The organism is Micromonospora sp. AKA38 (genome assembly GCF_027925725.1).
Classification (GTDB): Bacteria; Actinomycetota; Actinomycetes; order Mycobacteriales; family Micromonosporaceae; genus Micromonospora.
Window position 1 is genome coordinate 785,237 of sequence record NZ_BNEI01000003.1, and the last position, 15,994, is coordinate 801,230.

Annotated in this window: 13 protein-coding genes; 4 read left to right on the plus strand and 9 right to left on the minus strand. The window is 75.1% G+C overall.

Annotated elements, in window-relative coordinates; translation table 11 throughout:
• Positions 1-8: 8 nt before the first annotated feature.
• Entirely contained in the window at positions 9-1,196 is a 1,188-nt protein-coding gene (xylA, locus tag TPA0908_RS12165; RefSeq protein WP_281937495.1) for a xylose isomerase, read from the minus strand.
• 51 nt (positions 1,197-1,247) lie between these two features.
• On the opposite strand from xylA, the gene TPA0908_RS12170 reads away from it, so the two are divergent.
• The 3 genes from TPA0908_RS12170 (at position 1,248) to TPA0908_RS12180 (ending at position 5,311) form a co-directional block, all read left to right on the plus strand.
• The gene (locus TPA0908_RS12170; protein WP_281937496.1) at positions 1,248-2,513 is read left to right on the plus strand and encodes an ROK family protein; all 1,266 of its coding nucleotides are present in this window, start codon (positions 1,248-1,250) and stop codon (positions 2,511-2,513) included.
• A gap of 216 nt (positions 2,514-2,729) precedes the next feature.
• Positions 2,730-4,319: a PP2C family protein-serine/threonine phosphatase gene (locus TPA0908_RS12175; RefSeq protein ID WP_281937498.1), complete on the plus strand. Its 1,590-nt coding sequence runs from the start codon at positions 2,730-2,732 to the stop codon at positions 4,317-4,319.
• Complete coding sequence (locus TPA0908_RS12180; RefSeq protein ID WP_281937499.1) at positions 4,316-5,311, plus strand: cobalamin B12-binding domain-containing protein; 996 nt, start codon at positions 4,316-4,318, stop codon at positions 5,309-5,311. Before TPA0908_RS12175 ends, TPA0908_RS12180 begins: the two co-directional genes overlap by 4 nt.
• Before the next feature lie 84 nt (positions 5,312-5,395).
• On the opposite strand, the gene TPA0908_RS12185 is transcribed toward TPA0908_RS12180, so the two are convergent.
• On the minus strand, positions 5,396-5,974 hold the full coding sequence (locus TPA0908_RS12185) for a MarR family winged helix-turn-helix transcriptional regulator (RefSeq protein ID WP_281937501.1): 579 nt from the start codon (positions 5,972-5,974) through the stop codon (positions 5,396-5,398).
• Positions 5,975-6,069: 95 nt separating this feature from the next.
• Between TPA0908_RS12185 and TPA0908_RS12190 the strand changes: the two genes are divergently transcribed.
• Positions 6,070-7,203 (plus strand): PP2C family protein-serine/threonine phosphatase, encoded by a 1,134-nt coding sequence (locus TPA0908_RS12190; protein ID WP_281937503.1) that lies wholly within the window; start codon positions 6,070-6,072, stop codon positions 7,201-7,203.
• Here TPA0908_RS12190 and TPA0908_RS12195 read toward each other — a convergent pair.
• From TPA0908_RS12195 to TPA0908_RS12225, 7 genes are all read right to left on the minus strand, one after another.
• Positions 7,197-8,678, minus strand: coding sequence for a sugar transferase (locus TPA0908_RS12195; RefSeq protein WP_281937505.1), 1,482 nt, complete (start codon positions 8,676-8,678; stop codon positions 7,197-7,199). The two genes, TPA0908_RS12190 and TPA0908_RS12195, sit on opposite strands and share 7 nt — an antisense overlap.
• A 213-nt stretch (positions 8,679-8,891) precedes the next feature.
• Entirely contained in the window at positions 8,892-10,667 is a 1,776-nt protein-coding gene (locus TPA0908_RS12200) for a VWA domain-containing protein (protein ID WP_281938569.1), read from the minus strand.
• 156 nt (positions 10,668-10,823) lie between these two features.
• On the minus strand, positions 10,824-11,858 hold the full coding sequence (locus TPA0908_RS12205) for a lactonase family protein (RefSeq protein WP_281937507.1): 1,035 nt from the start codon (positions 11,856-11,858) through the stop codon (positions 10,824-10,826).
• 97 nt (positions 11,859-11,955) lie between these two features.
• Positions 11,956-12,558 (minus strand): GTP-binding protein, encoded by a 603-nt coding sequence (locus tag TPA0908_RS12210; protein ID WP_281937509.1) that lies wholly within the window; start codon positions 12,556-12,558, stop codon positions 11,956-11,958.
• Positions 12,539-12,928, minus strand: coding sequence for a DUF742 domain-containing protein (locus tag TPA0908_RS12215; protein ID WP_281937511.1), 390 nt, complete (start codon positions 12,926-12,928; stop codon positions 12,539-12,541). Before TPA0908_RS12215 ends, TPA0908_RS12210 begins: the two co-directional genes overlap by 20 nt.
• Positions 12,918-13,340: a roadblock/LC7 domain-containing protein gene (locus TPA0908_RS12220; protein ID WP_281937512.1), complete on the minus strand. Its 423-nt coding sequence runs from the start codon at positions 13,338-13,340 to the stop codon at positions 12,918-12,920. The genes TPA0908_RS12215 and TPA0908_RS12220 overlap by 11 nt, the downstream gene beginning before the upstream one ends.
• Complete coding sequence (locus tag TPA0908_RS12225; protein ID WP_281937514.1) at positions 13,340-15,709, minus strand: sensor histidine kinase; 2,370 nt, start codon at positions 15,707-15,709, stop codon at positions 13,340-13,342. The genes TPA0908_RS12220 and TPA0908_RS12225 overlap by 1 nt, the downstream gene beginning before the upstream one ends.
• Positions 15,710-15,994 lie beyond the last annotated feature (285 nt).

The window sequence follows — 15,994 nt, forward strand, 5'->3', positions numbered from 1 at the left end:
GGCCCGCCTCAGCGCGCGCCGAGCAGGTGCTCGACGGCGAGCTGGTTGAGCCGGACGAAGCCGAAGCCCTTCGCGCCGGCGGCCTCCGGGTCGAACTCCTCGAACGCGGTCCGGTCGGCGAGCAGCTCGGCGTAGCCCTCGCCCGGGTTCAGCGTCGGCGTGGACAGCTCGGCCACCCGGCTGGCGGCGAGCGCCTCGGCCACCTCGGGGTCGGCGCGGAACGCCTTGGCCCGCTCCTTGAGCAGCAGGTACGTGCTCATGTTCGCGGCGGCCGACGCCCACACCCCGGCGATGTCCTCGGTCCGGGAGGGCTTGTAGTCGAAGTGCCGCGGGCCGTCGTACGCGGGGCCGCCGTCCGGGCCGCCGTGCTCCAGCAGGTCGACCAGGGCGAACGCGTTGAGCAGGTCGCCGTGGCCGAAGACCAGGTCCTGGTCGTACTTGATGCCGCGCTGGCCGTTGAGGTCGATGTGGAACAGCTTGCCCTGCCAGAGCGCCTGGGCGATGCCGTGGGCGAAGTTGAGCCCGGCCATCTGCTCGTGGCCGACCTCCGGGTTGAGCCCGACCATCTCCGGGCGGGCCAGGGTGGAGATGAACGCGATCGCGTGGCCGACGGTGGGCAGCAGGATGTCGCCGCGCGGCTCGTTCGGCTTCGGCTCGATGGCGAAGCGCAGGTCGTAGCCCTGGTCGACGACGTACTGGCAGAGCAGGTCGACGGCCTCGCGGTAGCGCTCCAGCGCGGCGCCGATGTTCTTGGACAGGTCGTACTCGGCGCCTTCCCGGCCGCCCCACATGACGAACGTCTTCGCGCCCAGCTCGGCGGCGAGGTCGACGTTGCGCAGCACCTTGCGCAGCGCGTACCGGCGCACGTCGCGGTCGTTGCTGGTGAAGCCGCCGTCCTTGAACACCGGGTGGGTGAAGAGGTTGGTGGTGACCATCGGCACGACCAGGCCGGTCTCGTCGAGCGCCTTGCGGAACCGGCTCAGCCGGGCGTCCCGGGTGGCCGCGTCCGCGCCGAACGGGACCAGGTCGTCGTCGTGGAACGTGATCCCGTACGCGCCCAGCTCGGCGAGGCGGTGCACCGCCTCGACGGCGTCGAGCTCGGGGCGGGTGGCGTCGCCGAACGGGTCGCGGGCGGTCCAGCCCACCGTCCAGAGACCGAAGGAGAACTTGTCCGCGGGGGTGGGACGGGGTGCCATGGGAACCTCCGGTGGTGGTGTCGTCCGCGATTTGTTCAGCGGTTGAATTAAATGGCGGGGATGTGGCAGTGTCAAGTGGTGACCAGCGCCAGCACCGCCGGAGCGGTCCGGCAGGGCAGCCTGCGCGAGTTGAACCTCGCGGTCGTGCTCGGGCGGATCGCCGCCGCCGACCGGCCCCCGTCGCGGGCCGGGCTCGCCGCCGGGACCGGGCTGACCCGGGCCACCGTCTCCGCCGTCGTCGACGACCTGATCGCCGGGCGGCTGGTCGCCGAGGCGGAGCCGGCCCCACGGACCGGGGCGGGCCGGCCGGCGCGCGGCCTGGTGCTCGCCGTGGACGGCCCGGCCGGGTTGGGGCTGGAGGTGAACGTCGACTACCTGGCGGCCTGCGTGGTCGACCTGAGCGGCACGGTCCGGCACCACCTGGTCCGTCGCGCCGACCTGCGGCCGGTCTCCCCCGCCGACGCGCTCGACCGGCTCACCGCGCTGGCCGCCGAGGCGCGCGCCGCCGCCGTACGCGACGGGTTGACGCTGGCCGGCGCGACGCTGGCCGTGCCCGGCCTGGTGGGCGACGGCGGCCTGGTCCGGTTGGCCCCGAACCTCGGCTGGCGGGACGTGGACGTGCCGGCGCTGCTCGCCGGGCGTCCGCTCGTCGAGCCGGTCGACGGTGTCCCGCCACTGGTGGTGGAGAACGAGGCCAACCTGGCGGCGCTGGGTGAGTTGTACGCCGGGCCGGCCGGCCCGCGCAGCTTCCTGCACATCACCGGCGAGATCGGCATCGGCGCCGGGATCGTGCTGGACGGCGCGCTCTACCGGGGCGCGCGCGGCTGGAGCGGAGAGATCGGTCACTTCCCGGTCCAGCCGCAGGGGCGGCCCTGCCGGTGCGGTGGCCAGGGCTGCCTGGAGCGGTACGCCGGTCAGGAGGCCATCCTCGCCGCCGCCGGGCTGCCCGGCGCGGAGCTGCCCGCCGACACCGCCGCCACCCGGCTCGCCGACCTGGCCGGGGCCGGGGACCGGGCCACGCTGGCCGCGCTGGCCGACGCCGGGGTGGCGCTGGGGGTGGCGGTGGCGGGCGTGGTGAACCTGCTGGACCTGGACACCGTGGTGCTCGGCGGCGGATACGCCCCGCTCGCGTCGTGGTTGTGCCCGCCGGTGGTGGCGGAGATCTCCCGACGGGTGCTCACCGCCGCCTGGTCACCGGTCACGGTGCGGCCCGCCGCGCTCGGCGCCCAGTCGGCCGCGGTCGGCGGCGCCACCTCGGTGGTACGCCGCATCGTCGACCGCCCGGTCGGCTGGCTCGCCCGGGCCGCCACCGGCTGAGCAGGACCTCGCGCATTCCTCGACGGGCGTTCGTCGCTCCCGCTCGGTACGCTTGCCGTCAGGCAACCTGTCCACGAGCGAGGAGTGCACCGACAGCATGCACACGGGTCGACCGACCGAAGCGCCCGGCCAGCGGCGGTGACCGCCACACGCCGGGGCGGTGTCGCCGGGCCGGTCAGCGGCGGTGGACACGGCTGGAGGAAACGACCCCGGCGAGTGGCCGGGGTCGCGCTGCCGGCCGACGACCGGCTCGCCCGAGAGTTGCTGGACGGGCTGGCCGAGGCCGTCGTGACGGTCGACCCGGCCGGCGTGGTGACCCTGGTGAACGCCATGGCGGCGGAGCTTCTCCCCGAGCTGACGCCGGGCGTCGGCCTGGCCGGCTGCCAGGTGTCCGCGCTGGCCGAGGCGGCCCGCGACGGCGCCGACACGTTCGAGACCGAGCACCTCGGCCGGCGACTGCGCGGTCTGCGGCGCGGGCTGGCCGGGGAGCGCGGCGCCTGGTATGTGCGGGACGTCACCGAGGAGCACGCGCGCACCGACGCGCTGCTCACCGAACGCTCCCGGACCGCGTTCCTGGCCCAGGCCGGCAGCCGGCTCGGGCTCTCCCTGCACCGGGACCAGACGCTGCGCGCCGCCGTCACCCTGCCGGTGCCCTACCTGGCCGACGTGGCCGTGGTGGTGCACCGACCGCCGCCGCCGGCCGAGGACGAGCCGCACTGGATCCGGTACGCGACCGGCGACGCGGGGCCGATCACCGGCGTGGCCGGCTGGCGGACCGTGGAGTCGGTCCCCGGTCTGGTCGAGGCGCTCGACGGCGACCTCACCGCGCCCAGCCCCTGGCTCGACGCCGAGCTGGCCGACCTGGCCGAGGTGCTGCCCACCGACTTCGGCCGGCCGGGCACCGTGCTGATCAGCCCGATGCCCAGCGCCGGCGGGCCGGCCGGGGCGCTGGTCCTGGCCCGCCGCCCCGACCGGGCCGGCTTCGACCAGCGGGAGATCGCGCTGGCCCGGGAGTTCGCCGGCCGGGCCGGCGCCGCGCTGGCCGCCGCCGAGCTGTACGGCGAGCAGACCCACCTGGCCCGGGTGCTCCAGAACAGCCTGCTCCCGCCGGAGCTGCCCCGCCTGCCCGGGATGACGCTGGCCGGTGGCTACCGCGCCGCCGGGGACAGCCTGCGCATCGGCGGCGACTTCTACGACCTGTTCCCCACCGGCGACGGCGGCCTGTTCGCGCTCGGCGACGTCTGCGGCAAGGGCGTCGGCGCGGCCGTGCTGACCGGGCGGGTACGCCAGTCGTTGCAGACCCTGCGCCTGGTCGAGCAGCGCCCCCGGGAGCTGATGGAGCTGCTCAACCGCGCGCTGCTGGACGCGCCGGGCGCGGCCTCGCGGGCCCAGTTCACCACGCTCCTGCTCGGCACGCTGAGCCGGCAACCCGACGGCGGGCTGCTGGTCCGGATGGCCGGCGGCGGGCACCCGGCGCCGCTCGTGGTCCGCGCCGGCGGTGGCATCGACGCGGTCCGGGTGGGCGGCATGCCGGTCGGCGCGCTGACCGCGGCCCGGTTCGCCGAGGTCGAGGTACGCCTGGCCCCCGGTGACCTGCTGCTGGCGCACACCGACGGGGTCACCGAGGCCCGGGGCGGCCCCACCGAGCCGGCCATGTTCGGCGACGACCGGCTGCGGCAGGCGCTCGCCTCCGGGGCCGGGCTGCCACCGGCCGCGCTCGTCGACCGGGTGCTCCAACTCGTGGACGAGTGGCTCGACGGGCAGCCGCACGACGACATCGCCATGCTGGCCGTGGCCGCCGGGTGAGCCCGTCCTGCCGGATCGGGCCGGAGACGCTCGCCGCGTACCTCGACCACCTGGACCGGGCCGACCGGGTCGGCGCCGTGGCGCTCGCCCGCGACCTGGTGGCCGGCGGCTGTTCGGTGGCGGACGTCCTGGTCGACCTGGTCGCGGTGGCGCAGCGGGAGATCGGCCGGCGGTGGCTCACCGGCTCGTGGAGCGTCGCCCAGGAACATGCCGCCACCCACGTCAGTGAGCTGGTGGTGGACGCGCTCGGCGCGAGCGTCGGCGCGCCGCGCCACGGCCTCGTGGTGGTGGCCTGCGTGGAGGGCGAGTGGCACGCGCTGGCCGCCCGGATCGTCAGCGAGGTGGTCCGGGCGGCCGGCTGGCGGGTGACGTTCCTGGGGGCCAGTGTGCCGGCCCGGCATCTGGTCTCCTACCTGCACCAGACCGGCCCGGAGGCGGTGCTGCTCAGTTGCGTGCAGCCGAACCGGCTGGTGCGGGCGGCGCGGATGGTGGAGGCCAGTCGGGCCGCCGGGGTGCCGGTGCTGGCCGGCGGGCCCGGTTTCGGCCCCGAGGGCCGGTGGGCGACGGCGATCGGCGCGGCGGCATGGGGCGCCAGCGCGCGGGACGCGGTGCGGTTGCTGGCCGGGCCGCTGCCCGCCGGCACGCACACCGGCCCGCCGCCGCCCCCGACGGACGACGCGTACGTGGCGGTGCTGCACCGCCGGCGCGAGCTGGTCCGGCTCGCGCTGGGCGCGGTGGATCCGCCGCCGGAGAGCGTCGAGGACGTCGCCTCCGGCATCGCGCACCTGGTCGACGCGCTGGTGGCGACGGTACGGGTGGACGACGACCGGCTGTTGCGGGATTTCGTCAGGTGGCAGGAGGAGGCGCTCACCGCTCGCGGTGGCCGCCGCCTGCTGGACGACGTGCTCGCCACGCTGGAGGGGGCCCTGACCGAGTATCCCCGGGTGGCCGCGCGGCTGCGGACGGCGCGGGCCACGGTCGCGGCCGGCTGACCGGCGTGGCGCGCCCCCGCCGGCGCGGCGCGCCGCCGCCGGCGCGGCCCGCCGCCGGTGTCGACGGAGGGCCGGGCTGCGGTGTCAGGCGGTGCGGACCGCCGAGGGGCCGTCGGGCGGGACCGGCTCGACGGGCCCGCGGGGCGCGCCCGGTCGACCGGGCGCCGGCGGCGCGCCCAGACCCACCAGCGGGTCGCCGATCCGCTCCCCGGAGGGGCGCAGCACCGGCCAGTCCTCGGCCACCGTCGCCTCGTCGCGGCGACCGACCTCGTCGAACTCCCGCATCCCGCGCAGCAGCGCCACCCGCCCCTCGGCGCTCATCCCGGCCAGGATCCGCGCCAGCCGGCGTCGCCGGTCGGCGCGCAGCTCGGCCAGGAGCCGGTTGGCCGCCGGGGTGAGGTGCAGCGAGATCTCCCGGCGGTCGTAGCGGCCCGGCTCCCGCTCCAGCATGCCGGCCGCCACCAGCCGGTCGCAGAGCCGGCTGGCGGAGGAGAGCAGCATGTCGGTCAGCGAGGCGAGCCGGCGGAGGTTGATCCCGTCGTACTGCTCGACGACCATCACCGCGCGCAACTGGGCGCTGGAGAGGCGGCTCGTGGTCCGCTCCCGGGCCGCCTCCCAGACGGAGAGCAGGGTGCCCGCCGCCTCGTCCAGGGCGGCGGACATACTCGCTTCGGGTCCCACGGGACCGGGCTCCTCGGTCATGGTGGGCCCGAGACTACCCCCCGGCCCAGCCCGGCGACCTGTGCAAAGGAGCAAAGATGAGCGAAGCGGAGGCGCGCGCCCGCCGAAACGTGACGGACGCGCCGACGGATCTCATCGTGGCGCGCCTCGCCGACGAGCTGCGGCGGACGTACGGGATCACCCGGACCGAGCTGTACCAGGTCGACTACCGGCTCGCCGAGCTGCTGCCGCTGGGCGGCGGCGAGGCGCTGACCGGCCCCGGCCACCCGGCCTGGTACGCGTTCGACCACCAGGAGCCGGTGTTCGCCGACGGGACCGGCTGGTTCCCGGTGGGGATGCGGGGCGAACGACGCGGCGTGCTCCGGGTCTCGCCGGTGCCCGCCGACCCGGCCGCCCGCCGCGAGCTGGACACCGTCGCCACCGTGCTCGGGCACGAGGTGGCCGCCGTCACCTCGACCACCGACATCTACCTGAGCGCCCGGCGCAGCCGGCGGCTCACGCTGGCCGCCGAGATGCAGTGGGAGCTGCTGCCCGGCCGCAGCCGCATCCGCCCGTCGTTCAGCCTGGCCGGCCAGTTGGAGCCGGCGTACGCGGTGCGCGGCGACAGCTTCGACTGGTCCGACGACGGCCACCGGCTCTGGCTCGCGGTGCTCAACGGCTTCGGCGAGGGGGTGGCCGCGGCGCTGCTCACCTCGCTGGCCACGTACGCGCTGCGCAACGCGCGCCGCGCCGGGCTGGCCCTGGCCGACCAGGCCGCGCTGGCCGACCAGGCGGTCTACGCCCAGCACCGGGGCGAGCAGCACCTCTCCGTGCTCCTGATGGAGCTGGACCTGGCCACCGGGGCGCTGGTCGCGGTGGACGCCGGCTCCCCGCACCTGATCCGGCTGCGCGCCGGCGAGGTGACGTCCCAGGCGTTGGAGAAGCAGTTCCCGCTCGGCATGTTCGAGGGCACCGACTACCGCGAGCAGCGGTTCCACCTGGAGCGCGGGGACCGGCTCTTCGTGGTCAGCGACGGCGTGATCGACGCCACCGCGGACCGGGTCCGCTACGGCGAGTCGGCCCTGGACCGGTTCCTGCGCCGCACCGGCCCGATGGAGCCGCTGGACGCGGTCCGGTCACTCATCGGCGACCTGCGGGCCTTCGTCGCCGGTGACCTGGTGGACGACGCGGTGGTCGTCTGCCTGGACTGGCTGGGCCCGCAGGATCAGTAGGCGCCCCGGCTGCCCAGCACCGCGCCGAACGTCTTCCAGAGGATGGTCAGGTCCGCCGCGAGCGACCAGTTCTCCACGTAGTAGAGGTCGAGCCGGATGCCGTCCTCCCAGCTCAGGTCGGACCGGCCGCTGACCTGCCAGAGGCCGGTCATGCCAGGCTTGACCAGCAGCCGGCGTGCCACGTCGCCGTCGTAGCGGGCCACCTCGGAGGGCAGCGGCGGGCGCGGGCCGACCAGGCTCATGTGGCCGAGCAGCACGTTGGCGAGCTGGGGCAGCTCGTCCAGCGACCACCTGCGCAGCAGCCGGCCCGTCCGGGTCACCCGGGGGTCGTCGCGCATCTTGAACATCAGGCCGTCGGTCTCGTTGCGCGCGGCCAGCTCGGCGAGCAGGGCGTCCGCGTTGACCACCATGGTGCGGAACTTGAAGACGCCGAACTCCTCGCCGCCCTGCCCGACCCGGGTCTGCCGGAACAGCACCGGGCCCCGGCTGTCCAGCTTGATGGCGAGCGCGAGCACCCCCAGCAGCGGCGAGAGCAGGAGCAGGGCGATCAGCGAGAGCGACCGGTCCACGAATCCCTTGACCAGCTTGCGGGCGCCGCGGAACTCGGGCGCCTCGACGTGGATCAGGGGCAGGCCGGCCACCGGACGGGTGTGGATGCGCGGGCCGGCCACGTCGGTCAGCGCCGGGGCCACCACCAGGTCGACACCGGTGCCCTCCAACTGCCAGCCCAGGCGGCGCAGCCGGGTGGCGGTCAGCTCACCGGACGCGGTGACCGCGACCGTGTCCGCGCCGATCGCGGTGGCCGCCTCCGGGATGCCCCGGAAGGATCCGACCACCGGCACGTCACCCAGCCGCTGCGGCACCGGGGCGAGCAGCGCGTCCGGGATGCACGCGCCGACCACCTGGTAGCCGGCGTACGGTTCCCGGCGCAGCGTGTGCACCAGCTCCAGCACGTGCGCGGTGTCGCCGACCACGAGCACCTTGCGGGACCAGCCGGCGCCCCGGTCCCGGGCGCGGTGCAGCCGCTTGCGCGCCGCGAAACGGGCCACCTCCAGACCGATCGTGCCGACCGCGAAGGAGATGGCCAGGAAGCCCCGGGAGACCCCGACGTCGGCGATGTAGCCGGCGATGGCGATGCCGCCGGCCAGCCGCAGGCTCGCGGCGCTGACCCGGCGGTACTCGTCCGCGCCGTAGCCGAGGACCTGGTCGTCGTAACAGCGCATGGCCTTCAGCGACACCAACCAGACCAGCAGGAGCACCGGGGCGACCACCACGTACGGGATCTCGGACCCGGTGGGTTGTTCGTCCCCGAACCGGGCCAGGTAGCCGGCCAGGATGGCCACGGCCAGCACGGCGGTGTCGAGCACCACCAGGACCCGGATGTAGGCCCGCTCCGCGGCTCGCGTCGTCGCACCGGGTCGATCACCCCCGGGACGCGACGTCCTGGCAGGGGTCAACAACGTCGCCGAGGTCACCGGTCCTCCCCACTTAACTCAGGACCGCCCCGTCCCCGCCCGGCCCCCGGTGGAGGCCTGCGGTCGAGGCACCCGGACATCATGCCAGGACAATTATGGTTACCGATTGATTCGGACACATTACCGTCAGTTCACTTCCCAGGCCCTTGACCCGGGAAGCCTTCCGCCGCACCGGATCGCCGGCACGGCGGAAGATTATCGCTGAGTGCGGGATCAGCGCGGCGCGGGTGGCCGCAACGCGATCGCCTGGAGGAAGATTTCGCCGATCTTGCTCGGGTCGGTGGTCACGAACGCGCCGCCGCCGGTGACGTCCGTGATGGACTTCAGCTCGGCCCGGTTCACCTCGTTGCCGATGCCGATGATGATCACCTGGACCGGCTGCTCGTCGTCCCGGAGCTTCTTGAGCTGGTCCAGCAGCGCCTTCTGCGAGATGCCGTTGTCGTCCTCGTTCTTGCCGTCGGTGAAGAGCACGATCGAGTTGACCTTGCCAGGCTCCCAGTCCTGCTGGACCTTCTTGTACGCCGCGAGCATGGTGTCGTACAGGCCGGTGTCGCCGTTGGAGGGCCGGATGGAGGCCAACCCGCGCTGCAACTCGCCCCGGTTGCCGGACAGCGGCCGGATGCCGACCAGCTCGTTCCAGTCCTGCGAGCCCTTCAGGTTGGTCGAGAAGGTCCACAGGCCGATCGACCAGGAGTCGTCGAAGAGCCCCAGCCCCTGACCGGCGGCGGCCACCGTGACCTGCTCCCGGCTGGCGCCGTTGGCGGTGGCCACCGGCTTCTTCATCGAACCGGAGACGTCGACGACACAGAGCATCCGACCGGACTGGGTGGCCACCGACCAGGTGGTGGTGGCCGTCGAGATGGCGACCGGGTCCAGGTCGGCCGCGCCGCCCTGACCGGACGGCGGGACCTGCTTCTCCCCACCGTTGGACGGGCTCGGCGCACCCGTCGGGGCCTGGAAGCCCCGACCCCAGTTGCCGTCCGGCGCGCGCAGCGACTGCGCGGCGAGCCGGTCCTTGAAGTCGGCGGAGCGCAGCGCCTCGAAGAGCACCCGGGCGGCCGACGCCTTGCTCGGCTCGATGCCGGGCAGCACCGCGAACGGGAAGTCCAGCGGGATCGGCGGCGGGTCGAGGTAGAGCGCGGCGAGCTTGATCGGCGGCTTCGTGTTGTTGTAGGCGATCACGTCCTCCTCGGACAGCGCCGCCGCGCCCAGCCCGTTGGCGATGGCCGTCGGGTCGGACGAACGCGGGAACCGCGCGAGCAGGTCCTGCCGCAGCGAGGAGCGGTTGGTGGCCAGCGCGCGCAGCGCCCCGACCATCGCCTCCTGCGCCTTCGGGGAGCCGGCCTCACCGGTGGAGCTGGCCGCCGCGGTGAGCGAGAGCAGGCCGGACAGGCCGGCCGCGTCCTGGGTCGGCTCGACGATCCCGGCCCGCAGCGGCTTGCTGGCGGTCACCTGCTGGAGCAGCTCGGACCAGCGGAACTCCTTGTCCGGCCAGCCGATCCGGGTGGCCACCGGCTCGGGCAGCGCGACCACCACCGGGCTGCGCGCGATCGAGGCGCCGTTGGCCGGGGCGAAGGCGCTCGCGCCGCCGGCCTTGAGCCGGACCAGCCAGGTCGAGGAGTCGGGCACCCAGACGTCCGGGGTGACCGCGGTGCCGCTGGCCTGCCCGACGCCGGCCAGCGTGGCGCCGTGCTTGCCCGCCACGGCGGCGGCCACGTCGACCGGCTCGGCCGAGGCGACGTTCACCGCGATGCAGGTGCCGCCGACCGCCGCGCCGTTGGCCACCCACTCGTCGGCAGCCCCCTGCACCGCCGGGGCGATCTCCGGGGCGGCCGACACCGACAGCTCGATCCGGCCCGAGCAGTTCGGGCCGGCCAGCTGCTGGTAACCGAACCAGGAACCGGCTACGACAGCGACGAGCGCGGTCGCCGCTGCGGCGGCGCCTGCTCCTCGGAGGTTGTGACGCATGCGATGGCGGCCAGACACGATGACCATCTTGCGTATCTCGTGGGGTTACTGCCACAACCGTTCGGACGAAAGTTACGCAGGAGAAACAGTTGATCACTTAATCGGCACGCTGAGTTAGGAATCAGTGACCGAGGCAGCCACCGTCCACTGCGGATCACGCGCTGCGTGACGGCTCCGTCACACCAGCACGCAGGTCGGGCTCGCCACCGGCACCGGCTCCCCGACCGGCTCCGGCACCCCGCTGGCCGGGTCCACCCGGAAGACCCGCACCAGATCGGCCCGCTCGTCGGCGACGTACAGGTGCGAGCCGGCCAGCGCGAAGTGCCGGGGCCAGCCACCGCCGGCGTCCACCTCGGCCACCAGCTCCGGCGTCTCGCCCGCCAGCGCGAACACGGCCACCGTGCCGACGCCGCGGTTGCTGACGTAGAGGAAGCGGCCGTCCGGCCCGACCGCCACCCCGGCGGGCTGCACGTGCCCGGTCCGGCCGCTGGCGTCGACCCGGACCCGCTGGCGCAGCCCGTCCGGCGTCAGGTCGTACCCGGTGACCGTGGCGTCCAGCTCACCGACCAGCCAGCAGCGCCGCCCGTCCGGATGCCGGGCCAGATGCCGCGGCCCGGTGCCGGCCGGCGTCCGCAGCCGCGGGCCCCGGGGCACCAGCCGCCCCGAGGCGGCGTCGAGGTCGTACCGGTAGACCGAGTCGGTGCCCAGGTCGACGGCGAGCAGCGGCCCGTCGGCCGGGTCGGGCGAGACCATGTGGCAGTGCGCCGCCTCCTGCCGCTCCGGATCGGCGCCGTGCCCCTCGTGCCGCACCAGGTCGGTGCGCTCCCCCGGCACCCCGTCGGCGTCCAGCGGGAACACCGCCAGGCTGCCGCCGCCGTAGTTCGCCACGAACACGTGGCGCCCGTCCGGCGCGATCGCGAGGTGGCACGGCTCGGCCCCGCCGGTCGGGCGTACGCCCAGCGCGGTGAGCCCGCCGTCCGGGGCCACCCGGAAGGCGCTCAGCCCGCCCTCGGGAAGCTCGTTGACGGCGTACAGCACCGGCTGCCCGGGGTGCCGGGCCAGGAACGACGGCGACGGGGTGACCGCCACGGTGCCGAGCGGGGTCAGCGCCCCGGTCGCCGGGTCACGCCGGGCCGCGACGATCCCCTCGGCCCGCCCGTCCGACTCCGCCGTGTAGCCCCCGATGTGGACGACCTCGTGCTGCCCCGCCACCGCTTCCCACCTTCCGTCGGTCCTGCTGCGATCCAACCAGGCTTCCCGGGCGGTCGCCCGGTCAGTCGTCGAACGCCGCCCCGACCGGCGGGCCGGATCAGCCCACCGGGACCGGCTCGCCGCGCTGCCGGGCCACGTGCTCGACCAGCGTGATCAACACCAGCTTGCCGGACTGCCGGTCCCGGGCGTCGCAGAGCACGAGCGGAACGTCCGGGTCGAGGTCCAACGCGTCGCGGACCGCCTCCAGGCCGAACTGCCGGGAGCCGTCGAAACAGTTGACCCCCACCACGAACGGGATGCCCCGCTGCTCGAAGTAGTCGATCGAGGGGAAGCAGTCGGCCAGCCGGCGGGTGTCGGCCAGCACCACCGCGCCCAGCGCGCCGAACGCCAGCTCGTCCCAGAGGAACCAGAAGCGGTCCTGGCCCGGGGTGCCGAACAGGTAGACCTGGAGGTCGTCGTTGATGGTGATCCGGCCGAAGTCCATCGCCACCGTGGTGGTCGACTTCTGCTCCACCCCGGAGACGTCGTCGGTGCCCAGACCGGCCCCGGTCAGCACCTCCTCGGTCTGCAACGGGCGGACCTCGCTCAACGCGCTCACCAGCGTCGTCTTGCCGGCGCCGAAGCCGCCCGCGATGAGGATCTTCAGGGCCAGCGGCACCCGCGACGCGGCCGGCTCCGGGTCAAAGCGCACGGAGTCCATTGACCACCGCCTTGAGGATGTTGTCGTCGGGCAGGTACGCGGTGGCCGGTGGCCGGTGCACCGCGACGAACCCATGGGCGAGGAGGTCGCCGAGCAGCACCCGGACCACGCCCACGGCGAGGTCCAGGTCGGCGGCGAGGTCGGCCACGGCCTTCGGCCGCCGGGCCAGCTCGACCAGGCGACGGTGCTCCGGCTGGAGACCGGGCACCCCGGCCGGCTCGGCCGCGGACGTGGTCAGCACGAACGCCAGCAGGTCGAACCCGTCGACCGGCGGGCGCACCCGGCCACCGGTGAGCGTGTACGGACGGACCACCGGCCCGGCGTCGGCGTCGAGCCACTCGTGCTGCGGCCCGGGCCACTCAGCTCGCATCGGTGGGCTCCCCCGGGACCCGGGCCGGCGCGGCCAGGTTCTCCCCGACGCGGATCACCAGCATCGCCATCTCGTACGCCACCAGGCCGATGTCGGCGTCCGCGTCGCTGGCCACGGCCAGGCAGGCGCCCTGCCCGGCGGCCGTGACGAACAGGTACGCCGACTCCATCTCCACCACCGTCTGCCGGACCGCGCCGCCGCCCAGGTGCCGGGTGGCCCCCTTGGCCAGCCCGGAGAATCCGGAGGCCAGCGCGCAGAGGTGCTCCGCGTCGGTGCGGTCCTGGTCGGTGGAGGCGCCGAGCAGCAGCCCGTCCGCCGAGAGCACCACCGCCCGGCTGGCGGCGGGCACCCGCTCCACCAGGTCGTCGAGCAGCCAGTCGAGATCGGCGTTCTGCCGCGTCGTGTGCACCACTAGGCGTCCCTCTCAGTCGCGGTTCGTTGGTCCGACGCCGGCGGGGAGGGCTCCGGGGCCGGATCCGGCGCGGTGGCCGGCGTACCGGGGTCCGCCGGCACGTCGGTGGGCGGGTCGGGAACGGTGCCCCGGATCCGCGCGACCGTCGGGTTGCCGGTGGCGCGCGTGCCGTCCCGGCGTCCGCGCGCGGTGCCGGCCTGCAACGCGGACATGGTGCGGCGGGCCTCCTCCGGCGGGCGGCTGGCCGGGGTGTCGGTGACCACCGCGCGGGGTCGCGCCGGGCCGCGCCGGCGCACCCGCCGGGGCAGGCCGTCGCCGTCGGCGGGCGGTTCCACGGTCGAGGCCCGGGCGGCCGGCAACGGGATGACGGTGGACTCGGGACGCTCCCGGCCCGGTCGGGTGGGCCGCCCGCGGGGCACCGTGGTCAGCCGGCTCACCTTCGCCATCCGCCGCCGCTCCGGGCCGGCGGTGGCGTCCGGGCCGACCGGTGGCTCGTCGGTGATCAGGTCCGACGGGACGAGGACCGCCGCGATCGTCCCGGCCGGCCGGCCCCGCCGCAGTTCCACCCGGACGCCGTGCCGCGCGGCCAACCGGGCCACCACGAACAGGCCCAGCCGGGCGCTGTCGGTCGGGTCGAACTCGGGCGGGGCGGCCAGCTTGCGGTTGGCGGTGGCCATGGCCGGCGGCGACATGCCCAGCCCTCGATCGGTGATCTCGATGGTGTAGCCGCCGGGCACGGTCCGGCCGGTGACGTCCACCCGGGTGCCCGGCGGGGAGAACGCGGTCGCGTTCTCGATCAGCTCGGCGAGCAGGTGGATCACGTCGCCGACGGCCCGGCCGAGCACCCCGGCCGGCTGCACCTCGCCCACGTCGACCCGGTCGTACGCCTCGACCTCGGAGATCGCCCCGCGCATCACGTCCACCGCGGCGACCGGCCGGCGCCAGCCCCGGCCGGGCGCGGCCCCGGCCAGGATGACCAGGTCCTCGGCGTGCCGGCGGAGCCGGGTGGCGAGGTGGTCGACCTGGAACAGCCCGGCCAGCTCGTCCGGGTCCTCGGTGCGCCGTTCCAGCCGGTCCAGCAGCGCCAACTGCCGGTGCACCAGGCCCTGGCTGCGCCGGGCGAGGTTGAGGATGACCTCGTTGAAGCCGCGGCGCAGGGTGACCTCGTCGGCCGCGGCCCGGACAGCGGTCCGGCGTACCTCGTTGAAGGCGCGCGCCACCTGGCCGATCTCGTCCCCGCCGTGATCCAGCTCCGGGGCCTCGCGGTCGACGTCGACCTCCTCGCCCCGGCGCAGCCGGGCGACCACGTCGGGCAGCCGCTGCTCGGCCACCTCGGTCGCGGCGGTGCGGACGCCGGTCAGCCGCTGCGCCAGCGACCGGCCGACCCGCAGCGCCACCAGCACGCAGACCACGATGGCGATCAGGCCGAGCACGCCGGCGGCGGCGAGCTGGACCAGGATGCGTACCGCGATCGGCACCGACCGTTCGGCGAGGCTGTCCGCGCCGCGCAGCTCGAAGTCCCGCAGGCCCTGCCAGACCTCCGCGTGGCCGGCCTCCCAGGCCCGGACGTCGAAGCCGGCGGGGAGGTCGTCGGCGCGGATCAGCGCGTCCTGGAGCGCGCGCAGCCGGAGGAACGCGGCGCCCTCGGTGAGTCGTTGGTAGCCGGCCCGCTCGTCGGGCGGCAGGTCGGCGACCGCGTTCTCGGCCAAAAACCGCTGGTTCTCCACGGTGCGTACCAGTTGCTCGTGCTCGCCGTCGGCGTACCGGCCGGCGGTGACGGCGCCGGCCAGCAGCGCGTCGGCCTGACCGAGCAGCTCACGGGAGCGGCCCAGCGCGGTGAGCGCCGACGCCTCCCGGTTGAGCCGCACGTCGGGCAGCATCGCCATGGCGGAGAACGCCTGGAACGCCGAACCGATCATCCCGCTGTAGAGCCCGACCGCGCCGGCCCGGTCGACCTTCCGGTCGTCGATGAAGACCCGCCCCGCGGGGAGCGCCTCCAGCGCCGAGCCCAGTTGGTCGAGGCGCGCGTCGAGCTGGTCGTCGGCCGCGTCGCGCAACGCCTCGCCGTCGATCCGGCGGCGCAGCTCGGCGACGGCCCGGTCGGTGCGGTCGCGTTGCGCGGCCAGCTCCGGCAGGACGCCGTCCCCGGCGAGCTGGACCACGGAGAGCCGCCGTTCCCGCTGCAACTCGGCCACCACGTTCTCGCCCGGCCGGCCCAGGTCGTACAGCAGGGTGCGGGTGGCGAGCAGGTCGAGCGCGGGCCCGAAGGCGAGCGTGGTGGCGAAGATCCACAGTGCCAGCAGCCCGGTCACCGGGCCGATGACCAGCGCGGTCAGCTTGGCGCGGATCGGCCAGTCGCGGGTGTTCAATCAGACCTCGCCCGGGAAGGGTTCGCTGGGTGGCGCCGGCAGTGGCCGTCAGGTCGACGGCCACGACGCCGGGACCCGGCCCGGACGCCTTGGGCAGGATACGTAATCCCCGACGGATGCACTACCGGCCGTCTCGCCGCTCACTACGGTCCGAGATGGTCTTGGCGGGCCCCGTCGGACCCCCGTCGCATGGCCGGACCGGCGGCCGCGGGCCCCGCGCCGGACACCCGACCCGGGAAAGTGCCCCGGAACGGGATTGGCGATCACCCGGAGGAGGGAATACCA